The organism is Streptomyces sp. NPDC001536 (genome assembly GCF_042894505.1).
In the GTDB taxonomy this organism is placed as follows: Bacteria; Actinomycetota; Actinomycetes; order Streptomycetales; family Streptomycetaceae; genus Streptomyces.
On sequence record NZ_JBIAVQ010000020.1, the window covers coordinates 58,868 to 74,481 of the forward strand.

Below are 15,614 nucleotides of genomic sequence, written 5' to 3' on the forward strand. Positions count from 1 at the left end.
GGCAGGGGGATTAGAAGTTGCCGAGGCCGCCGCAGACGTTGAGCGCCTGTGCGGTGATGGAGGCTGCGGTGTCGGAGGCGAGGTAGCCGACCAGGCCGGCGACCTCTTCGGGGGTCGAGTAGCGGCCGAGCGGGATCTTCGCCTGGAACTTGGTGAGGATGGCGTCCTCGGTGGTGTCGTAGGCGGCCGCGTAGCCCTGGCGCACGCGCTGCGCCATCGGAGTCTCCACATAGCCGGGGCAGACCGCGTTGACGGTGATGCCGGTCGGTGCGAGCTCGTTGCCGAGGGCCTTGGTGAAGCCGACGACGCCGTGCTTGGAGGCGGAGTAGGGGGCGCCGAGGACCACGCCCTGCTTGCCGGCGGTGGAGGCGATGTTGATGATCCGGCCGCGGTCCTTGTGGCGCATGCCGCCGGCGTTGAGGACCGCGCGGGTCATGCGGAAGACGCTGTTGAGGTTGGTGTCGATGACGTCGTCCCACAGCTCGTCGTCGAGGTCGGCGGTGACGCCGCCGCCGCTGCGGCCCGCGTTGTTGACGAGGACGTCGACGGTGCCGAACCTCTCGACGGCGGCGGTGACGAACGCGGTGACGCTGTCGGAGTCGCGTACGTCGACGGCGGCTCCGTCGACGTCGAGGCCCTCTTCGCGCAGCTGCTTGACGGTGCTGGTGACGTTCTCGGCGGTGCGGGCGCCGATGAAGACGCGGTGGCCGGCGGCGGCCAGGGTCCTTGCCGCGGCGAGGCCGATTCCGCTGGTGGCGCCGGTGACGAGAGCGACGCGCTGGTCCTGCTGCATGGTGGCTTCTCCCTGGGTGCGGTCGGGTCAGGCGGCGTGGGCGGCCGACGGCAGCAGCTCGTTGACGGCGGCGATGAGGGTGCGGGGGGTGCGGTTGTCGGTGAAGACGTCGTCGTCGAGGGCGATGCCGTACTCGCGCTCGATGCGGCCGCCTGTCTCCAGGAGGGCGAGCGACTCGTAGCCGAGGGACTCGAAGTCGAGGTCGAGGATGTCGCCGTCCAGGTCGATGCCGTCGTCTGCGCCGGCGCCTTCCAGGAGGATGCGCTTGAGGTCGGTGAGGGTGAATGCGGAGGGGCTGCTCATGGGTGGGGGTCCCTTCGGGGATTGGCGGGTGGTGGGCATGGCTGCGCCCCTGCCGGTGGGGCTTGGCAGGGGCGTCGGGGTCAGTAGAAGTCGCCTAGGAGCTCGGGGGGTTCTGGCCGTTTGCGGCTGCGGGTCCGATTGGGCTGGTCGCGCAGTTCCCCGCGCCCCTAAGGGCGCGGGCGGCCCCCCTGCGGGCATAGGTACGCCCCTGCCGGGGCGGGGGATGTCGCCGGCAGGGGCGTGTTCTAGGGGGGTCAGATGCCCCAGAGGTGGCGCTTCTTGTAGCTCGACTCCCAGAAGAGCTTGTTCAAGACCTTTACCGGCGCCGGCATGGTGTCCAGGAACGCCTTGCGGTCGGTGTCGTTCTGCTCGTCGGTGATCCAGGGGAAGTAGACGGCCGCGCCCTTGGGGCCCTGTTTGCGGGCCATCGCGCCGCGGAAGGCGTCCCAGTCCTTGGTGGTGCAGACGTCCTGGATGAGCGGGAGGGCCTCGGTCTCCTCGTGCTTCATGTGGTCGCCGAGGACGCGGATGAGTTCGGCGACGCGGGCGGCGAGGTCGGGGGCGTTGCGGGCCAGGCCGTCGTCGACGGCGGCGAGCACCGGGTCCAGCTGGGCGTGCTCGGCCTCCATCTCGTCGAGGAGTTTCTGGTCGGCCGGGCGGTCGGCGACGCCGGCCGCGACGCGCGGCCACAGGTCGGAGTCCTCGACGGTGTGGTGCACATGCAGCTGGTGCTTGAAGTTCTCCCAGCCGTCGCGCACCTCCGGGGACTGGGAGCGGCCCGCGGCGACGGCCGCGGCGAGCCGCTTCATGTCGCGTCGGAACGCGTCGTGCGTGGCGTACATGACGGCGAAGTTGATCGGGGCCTGCTGTGCGACTGCCATGGTGTGCGTGCCTTTCTCGGGTGACCGGTCGCGGCCGGTCGGCGGATGGGGTGACTCGCTGTCGCGAGTGGGGAGTTCGGCCCCTTCCGGCCGAGCTCCCCACGCCCCGCGGCCCGGGATGCCCTCGCGAATGAGAGGGATCGGCCATGGCCGGATGTGACACGAACCGCCATCTTTGTGATCTGAATCACATTCATGGGGGTGATGTCACATTTCCCGGACGAAAGCCGTCTCGGGTGTGAGCTCGTCACAGGGAGGTGCACCATGTCCGACAGCCAGGCAGGCGACCACACGGCCGGTTCCGTCGAGGCCTCGACGGAGGTCTTCGTCGGTTACCGCGAGTTGCTGTTCTCGATCGTCTACAACCTGCTCGGGACCGTCGCCGACACCGACGACGTGCTCCAGGAGACCTGGTTGTCGTGGTCGGCGAAGAAGAGCCGCTCCCCGCACGAGGAGATCGACAACCCGCGGGCCTATCTCGTACGGATCGCGGTCAACCACGCGCTGGCCCGCAAGGCCGCCATCAAGCGGCGCCGTGAGACGTACGTGGGTCCCTGGCTGCCGGAGCCGCTGGTGACCCGGGGTTCCGACGAGGAGCCGGCCGCCGAGCCCGCGCACCGGGCGTTGCAGAGCGAGTCGGTGTCGATGGCGCTGATGGTGGTGCTTGAGACGCTCTCCCCGCTGGAGCGGGCGGTGTTCGTGCTGCACGACGTGTTCGGCTACGCGCACGCCGAGATCGCGGGCATCCTCGACCGCAACCCCTCCTCGGTGCGCCAGCTCGCCCACCGGGCCCGCGCCCACGTGCAGGCGCGGCGCCCCCGCTACCAGGCCGATCCGCAGGTCCAGCAGCAGGTCACCGAGCGGTTCATCGACGCCGCGCTCGGCGGCGACCTCGGTTCGCTGATGGAGATGCTGGCGCCGGACGTGACCATGTGGACCGACGGCGGCGGCAAGGTCCGCACCGCGGGCCTGCGTCCGGTCATCGGCCGGGAGAAGGTCTGCCGGCTGCTCGCGGGCTATGCGGGGCGCACGCCCAAGGACATCGACATCCACTACCGGCACGTCAACGGCGACCCGTCGGCGGTGGTGTTCTCCGAGGACTCCCCGTACGCGGTGCTGGTCATGGACCTCACCCCGGAGAGCGACCAGGTGCGCGGGATCTACGCCGTGGTCAACCCGGACAAGCTGTCCCGGGTGCGGTCCGGCGAGGCCGGCGAACCTGCGGAGTCCGTCGAGTCCTCCGAGCCCGTCGAGAACGAGGCCTGAGGGCCGTGGGTGTCAGTGCGCGGCGCGCCCGGGGCCGGCGGCCGCTTCGGCGACGTCGGCACGCGGTCCGGCGACCGCCTCGGCGACGTCCGGAGTGCCGGCTGCGCTCCCCACCAGGGGTGCCCGGTCGTCGTCCTTCAGCAGCCGGTTGAGGACGGGCGCCGCGATCCCGGTGGTGACCAGGGCCATGAGGACCATCGCGGAGAACAGCTGCACGGTCAGCAGCCCAAGACTCAACCCCACGTTCAGCAGGACCAGTTCGGTCAGGCCGCGGGTGTTCATCAGCACCCCGAGCACGGTGGCGTCGCGCCAGTCCATGCCGGTCAGCCGGGCGGACAGGGCGACGCCGCCGAGCTTGCCAAGGCAGGCCACCACGATGATGGCCACCGTCTGGACGACACCGCCGGCGCTGAGCGTGGTGAGGTCCACGGACAGGCCGGTGACGACGAAGAACACCGGCAGCAGCAGCTTGCCGACGGTCTCCAGGGGCGGCAGCGCCACCCGGTGCAGCAGGCTGTCGTGGCGCCGGGGCATCACGAGGCCGAACATGAACGCCCCGAAGATGGCGTGGATGCCGATGTGGGAGGTGACGAACGCCGAGGTGAACACGGCGGAGGCGACGAGGACGGGCACGTACTGGGTGTGGGTGACGCGCAGCCGGTCGCTGATGATGGCGAGCACGGGGCGTACCAGCCACAGCATGACGACCAGGTAGACCGCCGACCAGGCCATCACGGTCAGGAATCCGGCGGTGCCGGTGGCGGTGGTCAGCGCGACCACGACGGCCAGCATGCACCAGGCCAGGACGTCGTCCGCGGCCGCGAGCCCGAGGGCCAGGGTGCCGGCGCGGGACTTCTGCATGCCCTGTTCGGCGATGATCCGGGCCAGCACCGGGAACGCGGTGATGGACATCGCGACGCCGAGATAGAGCGCGAACTCGGTGAACGGCACGGTCTTTCCGTCGACCACGTCGTGCGAGCCGTAGATCATCCAGGCAAGCCCGATGCCCAGCGCCATGGGCAGCGCCAGCGAGCTGATCCAGATGGCGCCGGTGGAGCGGAAGCGGCCCTTGAGGGCGCCGCTGTTGAACTCCCAGCCGATGATGAACATGAACAGCAGCAGGCCCACCTGGGAGACGACGCCCAGATGGGGGCGTATCTCGGCGGGGAAGAGCCGGTCGGGCAGGTCGCCGGGGAACAGGCCGAGCAGGCTCGGTCCCAGGCAGATGCCGACGGTGATCTCACCGATCACGGCGGGCTGTTTGATACGGCGGCACAGCGCGGTGACAGCGGCCGCCAGGGCGAGGATCAGGGCGATACCGCCGATCGCCGTGACGGTGATCCACTCGGAGTGGGGCACAGCAGTCTCCTGTCAGGGGGCGGCGGTCATGGTCGGACCGGCGCGGACGTGGTGGCGGCGTCGACGGGACGCAGTTCGATGAAGTCGAAGGCCTTGAAGCGGCGCAGCAGGGGCCGCAGCGGTGCCGGTACGACGGACTGCCGCGGGTCGGTGAAGACGTGCGGCTGGTCCAGGCGGATCAGCTTGCCCCGGGTGTGCAGTTCGCAGCCGCCGCCGGCGATCGTGTTGCGCACCCAGTCGGACTGGGGACCGTAGGGCAGCGACATGACGTAGTTCCCGTCGCGCTTGAACACCTTGACGGGGGTGCGGTAGACGCGCCCGGACTTGCGTCCCACGTGCAGGACGGCGCCGAACCCGGGCATCCGGGTCAGGACGGGGCCGACGAAGCGGTTGGCGAAGGTGCGGTTGAAGCGGGCCAGTCGCCGTTGGATGGCGGACATCCGTAACTCCTTAGGCGTGCGGGGTCAGACGTCGAACATGGGGTGGGTGCCGCGCTGTTCGGCCTCCAGGGAGCCCATGGAGCCGCGGAAGAAGATCAGTGGTTCCGACTCGCCGCTGGACACGCCCAGTTCGGCGACCTTACCGATGAAGATCGTGTGGTCGCCGCCCTCGACGGCGTTGACCAGGCGGCAGGACAGGAACGCCATGGCGCCGCTGAGCACGGGCACGCCGGCGGTGGAGTAGTGGTGGTCGACGCCGTCCAGGTTCGCGGTGTGCCGGCCGGCGAATGCCCAGGCCAGGGGCTCTTGGCGCCCTGCGAGGAAGTTCACCGTGTAGGCGCCGGACTCCTCCACCACGGCACGCAGCCGGGACGCCTTGTGCAGGCAGAACAGGACCAGCGGCGGGTCGAGGGAGACGGAGGTGAAGGAGTTGACGGTGGTGCCGGCCGCGTGCGAACCGCTGCCGCTGGTGATCACGGTCACGCCGGTCACGAACATGCCGCACACATTGCGCAGCACCTTGCCGTCGATGGGGCCGTCGGCCCGCTGTTGCAGGATGCCTGGCTGTGTCGTGGTCATGGGCGCCCCCTGGGGGAAGAAGGCCCCGGCGAGGGGCTCAGCGGATGCTCTGGGCGTACGTGAACAGGCCGTACGGGTCGTAGTAGGCCTTGGTCGCGGCGAGCCGCGGGTAGTTCTCGGCGTAGTAGGACCGCTTCCAGTCCTTCAGGGCCGGGTCGATGAAGTTCTGGTAGGTCTCGCCGCTGGAGTGGGGGTCGATCGCGGCGAATCCGCGGTCCACCCACAGCCGTGCGGCCGCCCGGCCCTCGTCGGTGGGTGAACTGGCGATGGTGGCCAGGTAGTTGGTGGTGTAGAGGCTGTCGCGGTGCACGAACGCGGTGGCCGTGCGGGCGAGGTCGGAGGCGGCTCCGCCGAGCGGCAGCACCTGGAGCTGGCGGATCTGGCCGGCCTGGCGGTCCGCGTCGAACACGGCGAGGGCCGCGGCCCAGGCGTTGCGGGCCATGGGGGTCTTGAACAGGCGGCTGCGTTCCAGGCCGAACGCGGGCCGGGTCAGCTGCCCTTCGGGGTGCAGGTCGGCGGCCCGGTGGCACTGCTCGGCGGTCCTGGTGGCGCAGCCGTAGACGCCCATCATCAGCGAGCGGTACGGCATGACGGCGTCCACGCGGGAGGCGGGCGGCCCGGTCAGGGCGAGCAACCGGCCTACCTCGTCGGCGAGTTGGGCGGCGGTGCCGGTGGAGACCAGGCGGATCGCGGGCACCGGGGTGGCGCCGGGCGCGGCGTCGGGGAGCGTGATCACGGCCGCGCCGCCGATGGTGCGGGGGGCGTCCACGAGCCAGCGGGCGTAGCCGTCGAGCATGTCCAGCGCCTTGTCGTAGGCGAAGACGAGTGTCGCGGTGGCCACGTCGGTGACCGGGGAGGCGGTGGCCGTGTACGAGGTGACGACGCCGAAGTTGCCGCCGCCACCGCCGCGTATCGCCCAGAACAGATCGCTGTGCCGGTTGCGTGAGGCGGTCACGATCCGGCCGTCGGCGAGGACGACGGTCGCGGAGGTCAGGGCGTCGCAGGCCACGCCGAGCGGGCGGGTCAGGAAGCCGAGGCCGCCGCCCTGGACGAAGCCGCCGGCCGCCACGGTGGGTCCCGCGCCGCCCGCCACGGCGAGCCCGGCGGGGGCGAGCGCGGTCAGCATGTCGACGTTCTGGGCGCCGGGCCCGAACGTCGTCGTGGCGCCTTGGAGGGTGATGGAGTTCAGCCGGGACACGTCGACGACCAGGCCGGTGGTGGTGGAGTAGCCGCCCAGGCTGTGGCCGCCGCTGCGGATGGCGACGGGCAGGTCGTGGTCCTGGACGAAGGCCAGGCACAGGGCGACGTCGGCCGCGTTCGCGCAGTACGCGACGGCCTGCGGGTCGATGACGTCGAACTGCTGGAGTTCGAGCTGTTTGGCGGTGGCGTAGGAGGCTTCGCCGGGCAGCACGAGGGTGCCCGAAAGACGGCCGCGCAGCTGCTCCCAGGGAGCGGCCGCGCGGGCTGGTGAGGGGTGGAGGGCGGCGAGCGCTAGGGCGCCGCCGGAAGCTCCGAGAAGTGTTCTTCGACTGATCATGTCCGGCCCCAATACAAGCGCCCCCGGCCCACAAGGGCCGGGGGCGTAGAAGGTGGTGCGGTCAGTGCGCGGCGGTGGCGTCCTTGGCGGGCTCGGTCTCCGGCTGCGCGGGCGGCGCGCCGTGTCCCATGCCCGACGGGGTCGGCCCGCCCTTGAGGGCGAGGCACAGGGCCGCGCCGGCGAACATCGTCAGGGCGGGCACCAGCATGGTCGGCTGGAGCGCGTCGACGAAGCCCTGGTGGAAGACCTTCCCGGCCAGGGCCTGGATGGTGTCGGCGACGTCCTGCGGTACGTCCGCCGGCAGCGAGGCGCCCTGCTGGGTGCCGACCTCGACCTGCCGGGCGCCGTCGGCGAACCCGGAGACGAAGTCGGCCCGGTATTCCTGGGGCAGCGACTGGGAGGCGGTGGCGGCCTCCTCGCGCAGCGCGGAGACCAGCTTGGCCTGGAGCACCGCGCCGATGACCGCGCCGGCGAGCACCGAACCGACCTGCCGCAGCGCGTTGTTGACGCCGGAGGCGGCACCGGTCAGGTGCGGCGGCACGTTGCGCATCACCTCGGCGCCCATCGGGGCGAAGGTACAGCCGGCGCCGAGACCGGCGACGAAGAGCGGGCCGACGAACGCGGTCCAGGAGCTGTTGGTGTCGGCGACCATGAAGATCCAGGTGATGCCGATGCCGAACATCGACAGGCCGGCCGTGAGGATGTACTTGCCGCCGAACTTCTCCGACAGGATGCCGGCCGGTCCGGCCGTGAACATCGAGCCGAGCGCGAGGGGCACCAGGACCAGGCCGGTCTTGATCGCGCTGAAGCCGAGCACGGACTGGAGGTAGATCGTGGTCGGCAGCAGGATGCCGAGGACTCCGAAGGACACCGCGATGCCGACGAGGTTGACGACGGAGAAGTTGCGGTCTTTGAACAGGGAGAACGGCAGCAGCGGTTCGTTGTCCTGCTGGCCGCGCTCGTACAGCAGGAACGCGCCGATCAGGACGGCGGAGGAGGCCAGCAGCGCCCAGATCCAGCTGTTCCACTCGTAGCGCTCGCCCTCGATGAGGCCGAAGGCCAGGCAGAACAGCGCGCCCGAGGCGATGATCACGCCCATCAGGTCGAAGCGGTGCTTGACCACCCGCACGTTCTTGGGGATGAGCCGGAAGCCGAGCACCAGCACCAGCAGGCCGACGGGGATGTTGACGAAGAACACCCACCGCCAGTCCAGGTGGGTGACCAGCAGACCGCCCAGCGTCGGGCCGATCGCTCCGGAGACGCCCGCGACCGCGCCCCACACGCCGTAGGCGGCGCCGCGCTTCTCCGGCGGGAACACGTCGGTGATGATCGACAGGGTCTGCGGGATCAGCATCGCCGCGCCCACGCCCTGCAGCGCGCGGAACGCGATCAGCTGGGAGGGGTCCTGGGCCAGACCGCAGGCGAGGGAGGCGAGGGTGAACACGGTGACGCCGGCCAGGAAGAGGTTGCCCTTGCCCCGGATGTCACCCAGCCGCCCGGCGGTGATGATCAGGGTGGCGAGGACCAGGGTGTAGGCGTTGACGACCCACAGGATCTTGTCGAGCGAGGCACCGAGGTCGTCGGTCATGTCCGGGATGGCGATGTTCACGATCGTCAGGTCGACCAGGGTCATCACGAACCCCAGGCACAGGACGCTCAGAACCGCCCACGGGTTGGTCTGCCGTTCTCGAGTCATGTTCCTCTCCTTGTCGCGGCGTCTAGGCGCTCACGTTGTGTGGCGGTGCACCCAAGAGGGCGGTGCCGGTCCGGGTGTGACATGCACCGGCTGCGGTGAGACGCACGTCACATTCAGGCCGTGGGGGTGAGGCGTTCCCGCAGGAAGGCGACGACCCGGGTGCGGGCGGCGAGGGCCTGGTGGCCCGGTGTCTCGCGCACCTCGGCGGTCAGCACGGAGTGGGCGCTCTTGGCGAAACCGCCCGCGTTGCCGGGAGCGGAGTCGAGTTCGATGACCTCGAAGGCGTCCCCCAGCCGGGCACGGAGCGTGCCGAACCGCTCGGCCGGGGAGATGCCGTCCTTGCTGAAGCGCAGGCCGAGCACGCACAGTCCCTCGCCGCGGGTGCGGGCGACGACGGTGTCGAGTTCGTCCTGCGCGAGCCCGGCGTCGGCCTTGCGGGTGCGGCTCGTCGGGAACGGCACCGACGGCTGGCTGACGACGGGGGCGAGTACGGCGGGGTCGACGGCGGCGGCCAGTGCGAAACCGCCGGTGAAGCACATGCCGATGACCCCGACACCGGGGCCCGGGGTGCGCGCGGCCAGATCACGGGCGAGCGCCCGCAGATAGTCCGCGACGGGACGGCGGGCGTTGGTCGCGAAGGCCCGGAACTCGGCCGACACGCACAGCCGCGCCACCACACCCAGGGTGTAGGGCGGCGAGTCCGCGCGGCCGGGCGTACCGAACAGGGAGGGGACCGTGACGGTGAACCCCTCCTTGACGAGATGCTCGGCCAGGCCCAGCACCTCGGGGGTGATGCCGGGGATCTCCGGGACGAGGACCACCCCGGGCCCGGCCCCCTTCTCGTACACGTCGTGGGTGACGGAACCGGCGGTGAAGGAGCGCCGGCTCCATCCGGTGAGGTCCGAGGTCGGTGCGGTGCCGGTGGTCACGGCGAACTCCTAGTGAGGCGGGCGCGGTTGGTGGCAGCGCCCTGATCGTCGTACGACGTCGGCCCTACGACGACCAGGGCAGCGCCGGCCGGTCAGGCGACGCAGATCCCCTCGACGGCGAGCTTCTCGTAGATGTGCGGGTAGGCCGTGATGCCGTCGGGGTACTTGGCCGCCGACTGCTGGAACTCCGGCTTGCTGAAGGCGGCGAACAGGGCCTCGGTGGACTCCCACACGGCCACGTTGACCAGCAGGCGGGAGCCGGCGACGCCCTTGTGGAGCTGGGTCTGGATGCAGCCTGGGCTGCCCTTCATGTACGCGGCGTCCTCGCGCCAGATCTTCAGGAACTCGTCGTAGAGGTCCTCGGGGACGTCGAAGACGTTGACCAGGGTGATCGGGCCGGTCTGCGACTGGAACTGCTTCATGAGGGGGGTGGACTCGTCCAACGCCTGGATCTTCATGGTCGCCTTTCAGAGGTGTGCGGGGTCGAGGTCGTCCGGGGTGATCTCCAGGACCGGGATGGGGCGGCTGGCGCGCTTCTGGAACTCGGCGATGAACGGGAAGACCTCGCAGAACTCGCGCCACCTGCGGTCGCGTTCGTCGCCGGCGAGGATCCGCACGGTGGCCGGGAACTGCTCGGGGCCGATGTCCACGCTCACCTGCGGGGTGGCGCGCACGTTGTGGAACCAGGCGGGGTGGCTGGCCTGCGGGCCGCCGGGCACGTCGAAGTGGCCGGGGGCGGCGCACACGATGTAGCGGCCGTTGTCGTAGACGTAGCCGACCGGCAGGGTGCGCTTGAGGCCGGTCTTGCGGCCGGTGGTGGTCAGCAGCATCGCGTCGAGCCGCCCGAAGTGGCCCATGATCTTGCCGCGGGACTTGCGGTACAGGAACAGGTGCAGGTGCAGGAAGGACTTGTTGACCTTCTTGACGTACTTGTTCGGCGGCTTGGAGTACAGGTAGACGTTGAAGCGGGTGAACGCCTGCACCAGCGGGTTGGTGTTCTCCATCTGGGGGCGGGTGGAGGACCAGGAGGACAGCGCCGCCTTGTCCTCGTCTCGTGCGGTGGTCTGGGACATGGCCGTCCTTCCTCAGAGAGCCTTCTTGCCCTGGAGGGCCGAGCGCAGGCCGCTCCTCACCAGGGAGCGGGCGATGTCGCGCATCTCGCCCTCGGGGGCCTTGCGCAGCGACCAGTTCATGAACTTGGCGACCATCGCGGTGGTCGGGTACACGAACCGCGTGGAGTCGTCGTCCTTCCAGCCGAACACCGGGTTCAGGCCCTCGCACTCACGCAGCGCCGCGAAGATGGTGTCCGCGGCGGTGTCCCCGTCGAGCTCGCCGATCTCGTACTTCTCGCAGACCTCGGCGGTCAGTTCGAGGATCTTCTTGAACTCGTCGTGCGGCCACCACAGGCCCGGGTACGGGGTGTTCTCCAGCTCCTTGAGGTGCTGCTCGTTCCCGTCGAGCTCGTACTGGACGCGGGCGCGGTGCAGTCGCATCACGCCCGGGGTGAGGAACCCGCCCCACACCCGGAACACCGCGTTCCACAGCCGGAAGTGGGAGAAGGAGATGTAGGAGGCGTTGACGAGGTCGTCGTTGTGCTGGAGCAGTCCGCGCTCCAGCTGCTCGACGTACTCGAACCGCTCCACCGACCAGTCGTCGTCCTTGACCGACTCCAGGATGCGCGTGCACAGCGAGTACACCACCTCGAAGGTGTTGGACAGGCCGCGCGAGTACAGCGGGTCCAGGAAGCCGGCCGCGTGCGACATCAGGCACCAGCGCGGGCCGATCGAGCGGCTGGAGGAGTACTGGAGGCGGTCGGTGGAGATCCATTCGCGGACCCGCTTGGCGCCCACGAACTGCCGCTTGATCGCCGGGTACTTGTCGAGGAAGCCCTGCCACTCCTGCTCGGGGGTGAGGTCGGTGGGCTTGGGGTAGGTGCGCTCGTCCATGGTGATGCCGACCGAGCACATCGGGTTCTTGGAGCCCTTGACGTTGTCGAACGGGATGATCCAGAACCAGCCGCGCTCGATGAGGTGGTGCAGGGTGCCGCCGTGCCACTGGGCGGGCGGCCGCTTGCTGACCGGGTGGTGGGAGACGTCGTCGAACGGCTTGACGCCGATGTAGTGCGTGAACATGGAGCGGGCGTGGTGCTTGAAGCGGGCGGGCTGCTCGCGCAGGGCGAACTTCTCCGCCAGCGGGGAGCGGAAACCGCTCGCGTCGATCAGGTACTTGGCGCGGAACACCTCGCCGTTGCGGCCGGTGACGGTGACGCCGTCGTCGTCGAAGTCGAGGTCGGTGGCGAACCAGTTCTGCCGGGTGACGCAGCCGTACTTGGCGGCGACGTTGAAGTAGTACTGATCGCTGTCCTGCCGGAACAGATGGCTGGCGTCGGTGAGGACCTTGGGGATGACGAACATCGTCGCCTGCTCCGGGTCGGGCTCGCGGCCCGCCTCGTGCTTGATGAACCCGAAGCTCTGCTTCTTGCCGTGGTGCGGGCCGATGTTGTCGGCGACCGCCTTGGCGCTGAGCAGATGGCCGATCTCGGGGACGTCGAAGCGCGACTTGAGAATGTGCAGCCACTCGATGAGCTGCGGCGTCATCGACTCGCCGACCGCGAACCGCGGATGCTGCCCGGCGTCCACGAGGACCACCTTGGCGCCCTGGCGGGCCAGGATCGCCCCGGCGACGGAGCCGGCCAGGCCCGACCCCAGGATGAACACATCGCAGTGCTGGACGTTGTCGGACCGCTTGGCCTGGCCCTTGGCCATCACTTTGCTGGCCATACGCGCCACCCTCTCTTCTGACGTTGTCTGAGCCGTTCGTGTCGGGGCGCGGCCGGCGTTCACGAGGTGCTCCGGCGCACGACCATCGCGGAGTTGAAGCCGCCGTGTCCGCGGGCGAGAACCAGCGCGGTGTCCACCCGGGCATCGCGTGCCCGGCCGGTGACCAGGTCCAGGCGGTAGGCCGGGTCGGGGGTGACGTGGGCGGTGGGCGGGATCACGCCGTCCCGGATGGACAGCAGGGCCGCGGCCACGTCCAGGGAGGCGGCGCCGGACAGCAGGCGTCCGGTCATCGTCTTGGGCGCGGTCACGGGAACCGCTTCGGCGCCGAAGACGCGGGTCACCGCGTCCGCCTCGATCCGGTCAAGGTCGGGGACCGCCGCGGCGTCCGCGAAGACCACGTCGACGTCGCCGGGTTCGGCGTTCGCGTCGGCGAGCGCGATGCGGACGGCCCGCTCCAGGCCCGGTTCGCGGCCGGTGCCGGGCGGCGGATCGAAGGTGGCCGCGTATCCGGCGATCTCGCCGTACGCGCGGGCCCCGCGCTCCCTGGCCGCCTCGGCGTCCTCCAGGATGAGCAGGGCGCCGCCCTCGCCGGGCACATGGCCGGCCGCCTCGATGTCGAAGGGCAGGTAGGCGCGGCCGGGGTCGTCGCTGGTGGACAGGCGGCCGCCGGCGAGCTGGGCGACATGCCCCCAGGGGCAGATCGAGCCGTCGACGCCGCCGGAGACGATCAGCTTGCTGCCCTTGCGGATCTGCCGCCGGCCCTGCGCGAGGGCGTCCAGGCCACCGGCCTGGTCGGAGACGACGACGCCGCTGGGGCCGCGCATGCCGTGCCGGATGGAGATCTGGCCGGTGTTGACGGCGTAGAACCAGGCGAAGGACTGGTACGCGCTGACGTACTGGCCGCCCTTGCTCCACAGCGCCTGCAGTTCGCGCTGCCCGAACTCGAAGCCGCCCGAGGAGCTGGCGGTGACCACGCCCATGTCGAAGGGCGCCCATTCGCCGGGCGTGACGCCCGCGTCCGCGAGGGCCCAGTCGGCGGCGACCAGCGCGAGGCGGGTCATGTGGTCGGTCTGCGGCAGCAGCCGGCCCGGCAGATGGTCCTCGGCGACGAAGCCGGGGACCTCGCCGGCCAGGCGGGCCGGGTAGCCGGAGGCGTCGAAGCGGCCGATCTCCGCGATGCCGCTGCGGCCCTCGACGGTGGCGGCCCAGTAGTCGTCGGTGCCCAGGCCGTTGGGGGCGGTGACGCCGAGTCCGGTGACGACGACGCGGGTGGTCGTGGTGGCCGGGGTGTTCTCGACGGCCGGGGATGTCGAGGTGCTCATGCTGCCCTCCGCAACACCATGGCGCTCTGGAACCCGCCGAATCCGCTGCCCACGCTCAGGACCGTGTCGGTGCGCTGCTCGCGGGCGTGCACGGGCACGTAGTCCAGGTCGCACTCGGGGTCGGGTTCGTGGAGGTTGGCCGTGGGCGGCACCACGTTGTTCTCGATGGCGAGGACGGAGGCGGCGATCTCCAGGGAGCCGATCGCGCCGAGCGAGTGCCCGACCATGGACTTGATGGAGCTGACGGGGGTTTCGTAGGCGTGCGCGCCGAGGCTGTGCTTGAACGCGGCGGTCTCGTGCCGGTCGTTCTGCTTGGTGCCCGAGCCGTGGGCGTTGATGTAGTCGACCTGCTCGGGGTTGATGCGCGCCTCGTCCATCGCGAGCCGGATCGCCTCGGCCATCTCCAGGCCGTCGGGCCGCAGCCCCGTCATGTGGAAGGCGTTGCAGCGGGTCGCGAAGCCGGCGATCTCGGCGTAGATGTACGCCCCGCGCCGCTCGGCCCGCTCGCGCTCCTCCAGGACGAACATGGCGGCGCCCTCGCCGAGGACGAACCCGTTGCGGGTCCGGTCGAAGGGGCGGGAGGCGTGCTCGGGGTCGTCGTTGCGGGGGGTGGTCGCCTTGATGGCGTCGAAGCAGGCCACTGTGATCGGGGAGATGGGGGCGGCCGCGGCGCCGGCGAACATGACGTCGGCGCTGCCCTCGCGGATCAGCTCGGTGGCGTATCCCACCGAGTCCAGGCCCGAGGTGCAGCCGGTGGAGACGACGGCGGCGGGGCCCTCGGCGCCGACCTTCCAGGCCACTTCGCTGGCGAAGGAGCTCGGGACGAAGTAGTCGTACAGGTGCGGCACCGCGTAGCGGTGGTCGACGAGGTCGAGGCGGCCGCCGTCGGAGACGATGCGGTACTCGCGGTCCAGGGCCATGGTCGCGCCGACCCCGCTGCCCACAGTGACGCCCGTGCGGTGCGGGTCGAGGTCGGTGAGGGCCAGGCCGCTGTCGGTGAGGGCCTCGGCGGTGGTGACGACCGCGAACTGGGCGGCGCGGTCCATGCGCCGGACCTCCTGGGGGCTGAGCCCGTGCAGTTCGGGGTCGAAGTCGACCTCGGCGGCCACCCGGGAGCGGAACGGTGTCGCGTCGAAGGAGGTGATGGTGCGGGTCGCGGTGCGGCCGGTGCTGAGCAGGTTCCAGAAGTCCTTGGTGCCCACTCCGCCGGGGGCCACCACACCGATGCCGGTGATCACTACCTGGCGCGCCATCAGGACGCCCAGTGGTAGAAGCGGGTGGCCATCGCGTCGGCCGGCGAGCGCCAGGTCGCCGGGTCGTAGGCCTCGATGTACGGCTTCAGGTCGTCGCTGACCTGCACGAACCGCGGGTGGGTCTTGGCCTGTTCGATGTTCTTGCCGCCCTGGTCGTCGTCGAAGTCCTGGAGGTGGAAGTACAGGCCGCGGTAGGCGAACAGCTCACGGCGCCGTGTGCCCATCAGGTGCGGCATCTCGGTGCCGTCGAACTCCTGGAAGATCCGGGCGACATCACCGATGGACGCCGGGTCCATCCGCGCCACGATCAATGTGCTGTGCATGGGCTCTCTCCCTGGGGGAAATTCCGGATGCGTTTCCGAACAAGAACTCCGCGATCTCGTGGACTGCGCGGAAAGGGAATCGGGAGCGCACTGGGCGGGAATTGTTGAATTCGCATCGCCGTGCGGACAGTTCACCGGATCCTCGCTTACAGC

General features: G+C 70.3%; 16 protein-coding genes. 1 reads left to right on the top strand and 15 read right to left on the bottom strand.

Features of this window, described 5'->3' with window-relative positions; all coding sequences use genetic code 11:
- Positions 1-10: 10 nt before the first annotated feature.
- The 3 genes from fabG to ACFY0U_RS39690 form a co-directional block, all read right to left on the bottom strand.
- Positions 11-793 (bottom strand): 3-oxoacyl-ACP reductase FabG, encoded by a 783-nt coding sequence (gene fabG / locus ACFY0U_RS39680; protein WP_388644458.1) that lies wholly within the window; start codon positions 791-793, stop codon positions 11-13.
- Between the two features lie 27 nt (positions 794-820).
- Positions 821-1,096: an acyl carrier protein gene (locus ACFY0U_RS39685; protein WP_388644461.1), complete on the bottom strand. Its 276-nt coding sequence runs from the start codon at positions 1,094-1,096 to the stop codon at positions 821-823.
- Positions 1,097-1,350: 254 nt separating this feature from the next.
- On the bottom strand, positions 1,351-1,977 hold the full coding sequence (locus ACFY0U_RS39690) for a hemerythrin domain-containing protein (protein WP_388644464.1): 627 nt from the start codon (positions 1,975-1,977) through the stop codon (positions 1,351-1,353).
- Between the two features lie 264 nt (positions 1,978-2,241).
- On the opposite strand from ACFY0U_RS39690, the gene sigJ reads away from it, so the two are divergent.
- On the top strand, positions 2,242-3,243 hold the full coding sequence (gene sigJ / locus ACFY0U_RS39695; protein WP_388644466.1) for an RNA polymerase sigma factor SigJ: 1,002 nt from the start codon (positions 2,242-2,244) through the stop codon (positions 3,241-3,243).
- A 12-nt stretch (positions 3,244-3,255) separates the two neighbouring features.
- On the opposite strand, the gene ACFY0U_RS39700 is transcribed toward sigJ, so the two are convergent.
- From ACFY0U_RS39700 to ACFY0U_RS39755, 12 genes are all read right to left on the bottom strand, one after another.
- Positions 3,256-4,602 carry a cation:proton antiporter gene (locus ACFY0U_RS39700; protein ID WP_388644469.1) on the bottom strand — a complete coding sequence of 449 codons (1,347 nt, stop codon included), beginning with the start codon at positions 4,600-4,602 and terminating at the stop codon, positions 3,256-3,258.
- A gap of 26 nt (positions 4,603-4,628) precedes the next feature.
- The gene (locus ACFY0U_RS39705; protein ID WP_388644470.1) at positions 4,629-5,042 is read right to left on the bottom strand and encodes a nitroreductase/quinone reductase family protein; all 414 of its coding nucleotides are present in this window, start codon (positions 5,040-5,042) and stop codon (positions 4,629-4,631) included.
- A gap of 24 nt (positions 5,043-5,066) precedes the next feature.
- Entirely contained in the window at positions 5,067-5,621 is a 555-nt protein-coding gene (locus ACFY0U_RS39710; RefSeq protein WP_384170514.1) for a flavin reductase family protein, read from the bottom strand.
- 37 nt (positions 5,622-5,658) lie between these two features.
- Positions 5,659-7,158, bottom strand: coding sequence for an FAD-binding oxidoreductase (locus tag ACFY0U_RS39715; protein ID WP_388644473.1), 1,500 nt, complete (start codon positions 7,156-7,158; stop codon positions 5,659-5,661).
- A 61-nt stretch (positions 7,159-7,219) separates the two neighbouring features.
- Complete coding sequence (locus tag ACFY0U_RS39720) at positions 7,220-8,854, bottom strand: MFS transporter (RefSeq protein ID WP_388644475.1); 1,635 nt, start codon at positions 8,852-8,854, stop codon at positions 7,220-7,222.
- A 113-nt stretch (positions 8,855-8,967) separates the two neighbouring features.
- A complete protein-coding gene (locus tag ACFY0U_RS39725; RefSeq protein ID WP_388644477.1) occupies positions 8,968-9,783 on the bottom strand; it encodes a dienelactone hydrolase family protein in 816 nt (271 codons plus the stop codon).
- Positions 9,784-9,875: 92 nt separating this feature from the next.
- On the bottom strand, positions 9,876-10,241 hold the full coding sequence (locus ACFY0U_RS39730; protein WP_388644480.1) for an antibiotic biosynthesis monooxygenase family protein: 366 nt from the start codon (positions 10,239-10,241) through the stop codon (positions 9,876-9,878).
- 9 nt (positions 10,242-10,250) lie between these two features.
- The gene (locus tag ACFY0U_RS39735) at positions 10,251-10,856 is read right to left on the bottom strand and encodes a nitroreductase/quinone reductase family protein (RefSeq protein WP_388644482.1); all 606 of its coding nucleotides are present in this window, start codon (positions 10,854-10,856) and stop codon (positions 10,251-10,253) included.
- Positions 10,857-10,868: 12 nt separating this feature from the next.
- Complete coding sequence (locus tag ACFY0U_RS39740; RefSeq protein WP_388644485.1) at positions 10,869-12,563, bottom strand: NAD(P)/FAD-dependent oxidoreductase; 1,695 nt, start codon at positions 12,561-12,563, stop codon at positions 10,869-10,871.
- A 59-nt stretch (positions 12,564-12,622) separates the two neighbouring features.
- A complete protein-coding gene (locus ACFY0U_RS39745; RefSeq protein ID WP_388644488.1) occupies positions 12,623-13,885 on the bottom strand; it encodes a ketosynthase chain-length factor in 1,263 nt (420 codons plus the stop codon).
- Positions 13,882-15,138, bottom strand: a complete 1,257-nt coding sequence (locus tag ACFY0U_RS39750; protein ID WP_388644491.1) for a beta-ketoacyl-[acyl-carrier-protein] synthase family protein — start codon at positions 15,136-15,138, stop codon at positions 13,882-13,884. Before ACFY0U_RS39750 ends, ACFY0U_RS39745 begins: the two co-directional genes overlap by 4 nt.
- Positions 15,138-15,461, bottom strand: a complete 324-nt coding sequence (locus ACFY0U_RS39755) for a TcmI family type II polyketide cyclase (RefSeq protein ID WP_388644492.1) — start codon at positions 15,459-15,461, stop codon at positions 15,138-15,140. Before ACFY0U_RS39755 ends, ACFY0U_RS39750 begins: the two co-directional genes overlap by 1 nt.
- Between the last annotated feature and the right edge of the window lie 153 nt (positions 15,462-15,614).

Excerpts from the sequence above, each read along its gene's own strand:
- fabG (WP_388644458.1), bottom strand. The coding sequence starts at position 793 with ATGCAGCAGGACCAGCGCGTCGCTCTCGTCACCGGCGCCACCAGCGGA.
- ACFY0U_RS39685 (WP_388644461.1), bottom strand. The coding sequence starts at position 1,096 with ATGAGCAGCCCCTCCGCATTCACCCTCACCGACCTCAAGCGCATCCTC.
- ACFY0U_RS39690 (WP_388644464.1), bottom strand. The coding sequence starts at position 1,977 with ATGGCAGTCGCACAGCAGGCCCCGATCAACTTCGCCGTCATGTACGCC.
- sigJ (WP_388644466.1), top strand. The coding sequence starts at position 2,242 with ATGTCCGACAGCCAGGCAGGCGACCACACGGCCGGTTCCGTCGAGGCC.
- ACFY0U_RS39705 (WP_388644470.1), bottom strand. The coding sequence starts at position 5,042 with ATGTCCGCCATCCAACGGCGACTGGCCCGCTTCAACCGCACCTTCGCC.
- ACFY0U_RS39710 (WP_384170514.1), bottom strand. The coding sequence starts at position 5,621 with ATGACCACGACACAGCCAGGCATCCTGCAACAGCGGGCCGACGGCCCC.
- ACFY0U_RS39715 (WP_388644473.1), bottom strand. The coding sequence starts at position 7,158 with ATGATCAGTCGAAGAACACTTCTCGGAGCTTCCGGCGGCGCCCTAGCG.
- ACFY0U_RS39720 (WP_388644475.1), bottom strand. The coding sequence starts at position 8,854 with ATGACTCGAGAACGGCAGACCAACCCGTGGGCGGTTCTGAGCGTCCTG.
- ACFY0U_RS39730 (WP_388644480.1), bottom strand. The coding sequence starts at position 10,241 with ATGAAGATCCAGGCGTTGGACGAGTCCACCCCCCTCATGAAGCAGTTC.
- ACFY0U_RS39735 (WP_388644482.1), bottom strand. The coding sequence starts at position 10,856 with ATGTCCCAGACCACCGCACGAGACGAGGACAAGGCGGCGCTGTCCTCC.
- ACFY0U_RS39740 (WP_388644485.1), bottom strand. The coding sequence starts at position 12,563 with ATGGCCAGCAAAGTGATGGCCAAGGGCCAGGCCAAGCGGTCCGACAAC.
- ACFY0U_RS39745 (WP_388644488.1), bottom strand. The coding sequence starts at position 13,885 with ATGAGCACCTCGACATCCCCGGCCGTCGAGAACACCCCGGCCACCACG.
- ACFY0U_RS39750 (WP_388644491.1), bottom strand. The coding sequence starts at position 15,138 with ATGGCGCGCCAGGTAGTGATCACCGGCATCGGTGTGGTGGCCCCCGGC.
- ACFY0U_RS39755 (WP_388644492.1), bottom strand. The coding sequence starts at position 15,461 with ATGCACAGCACATTGATCGTGGCGCGGATGGACCCGGCGTCCATCGGT.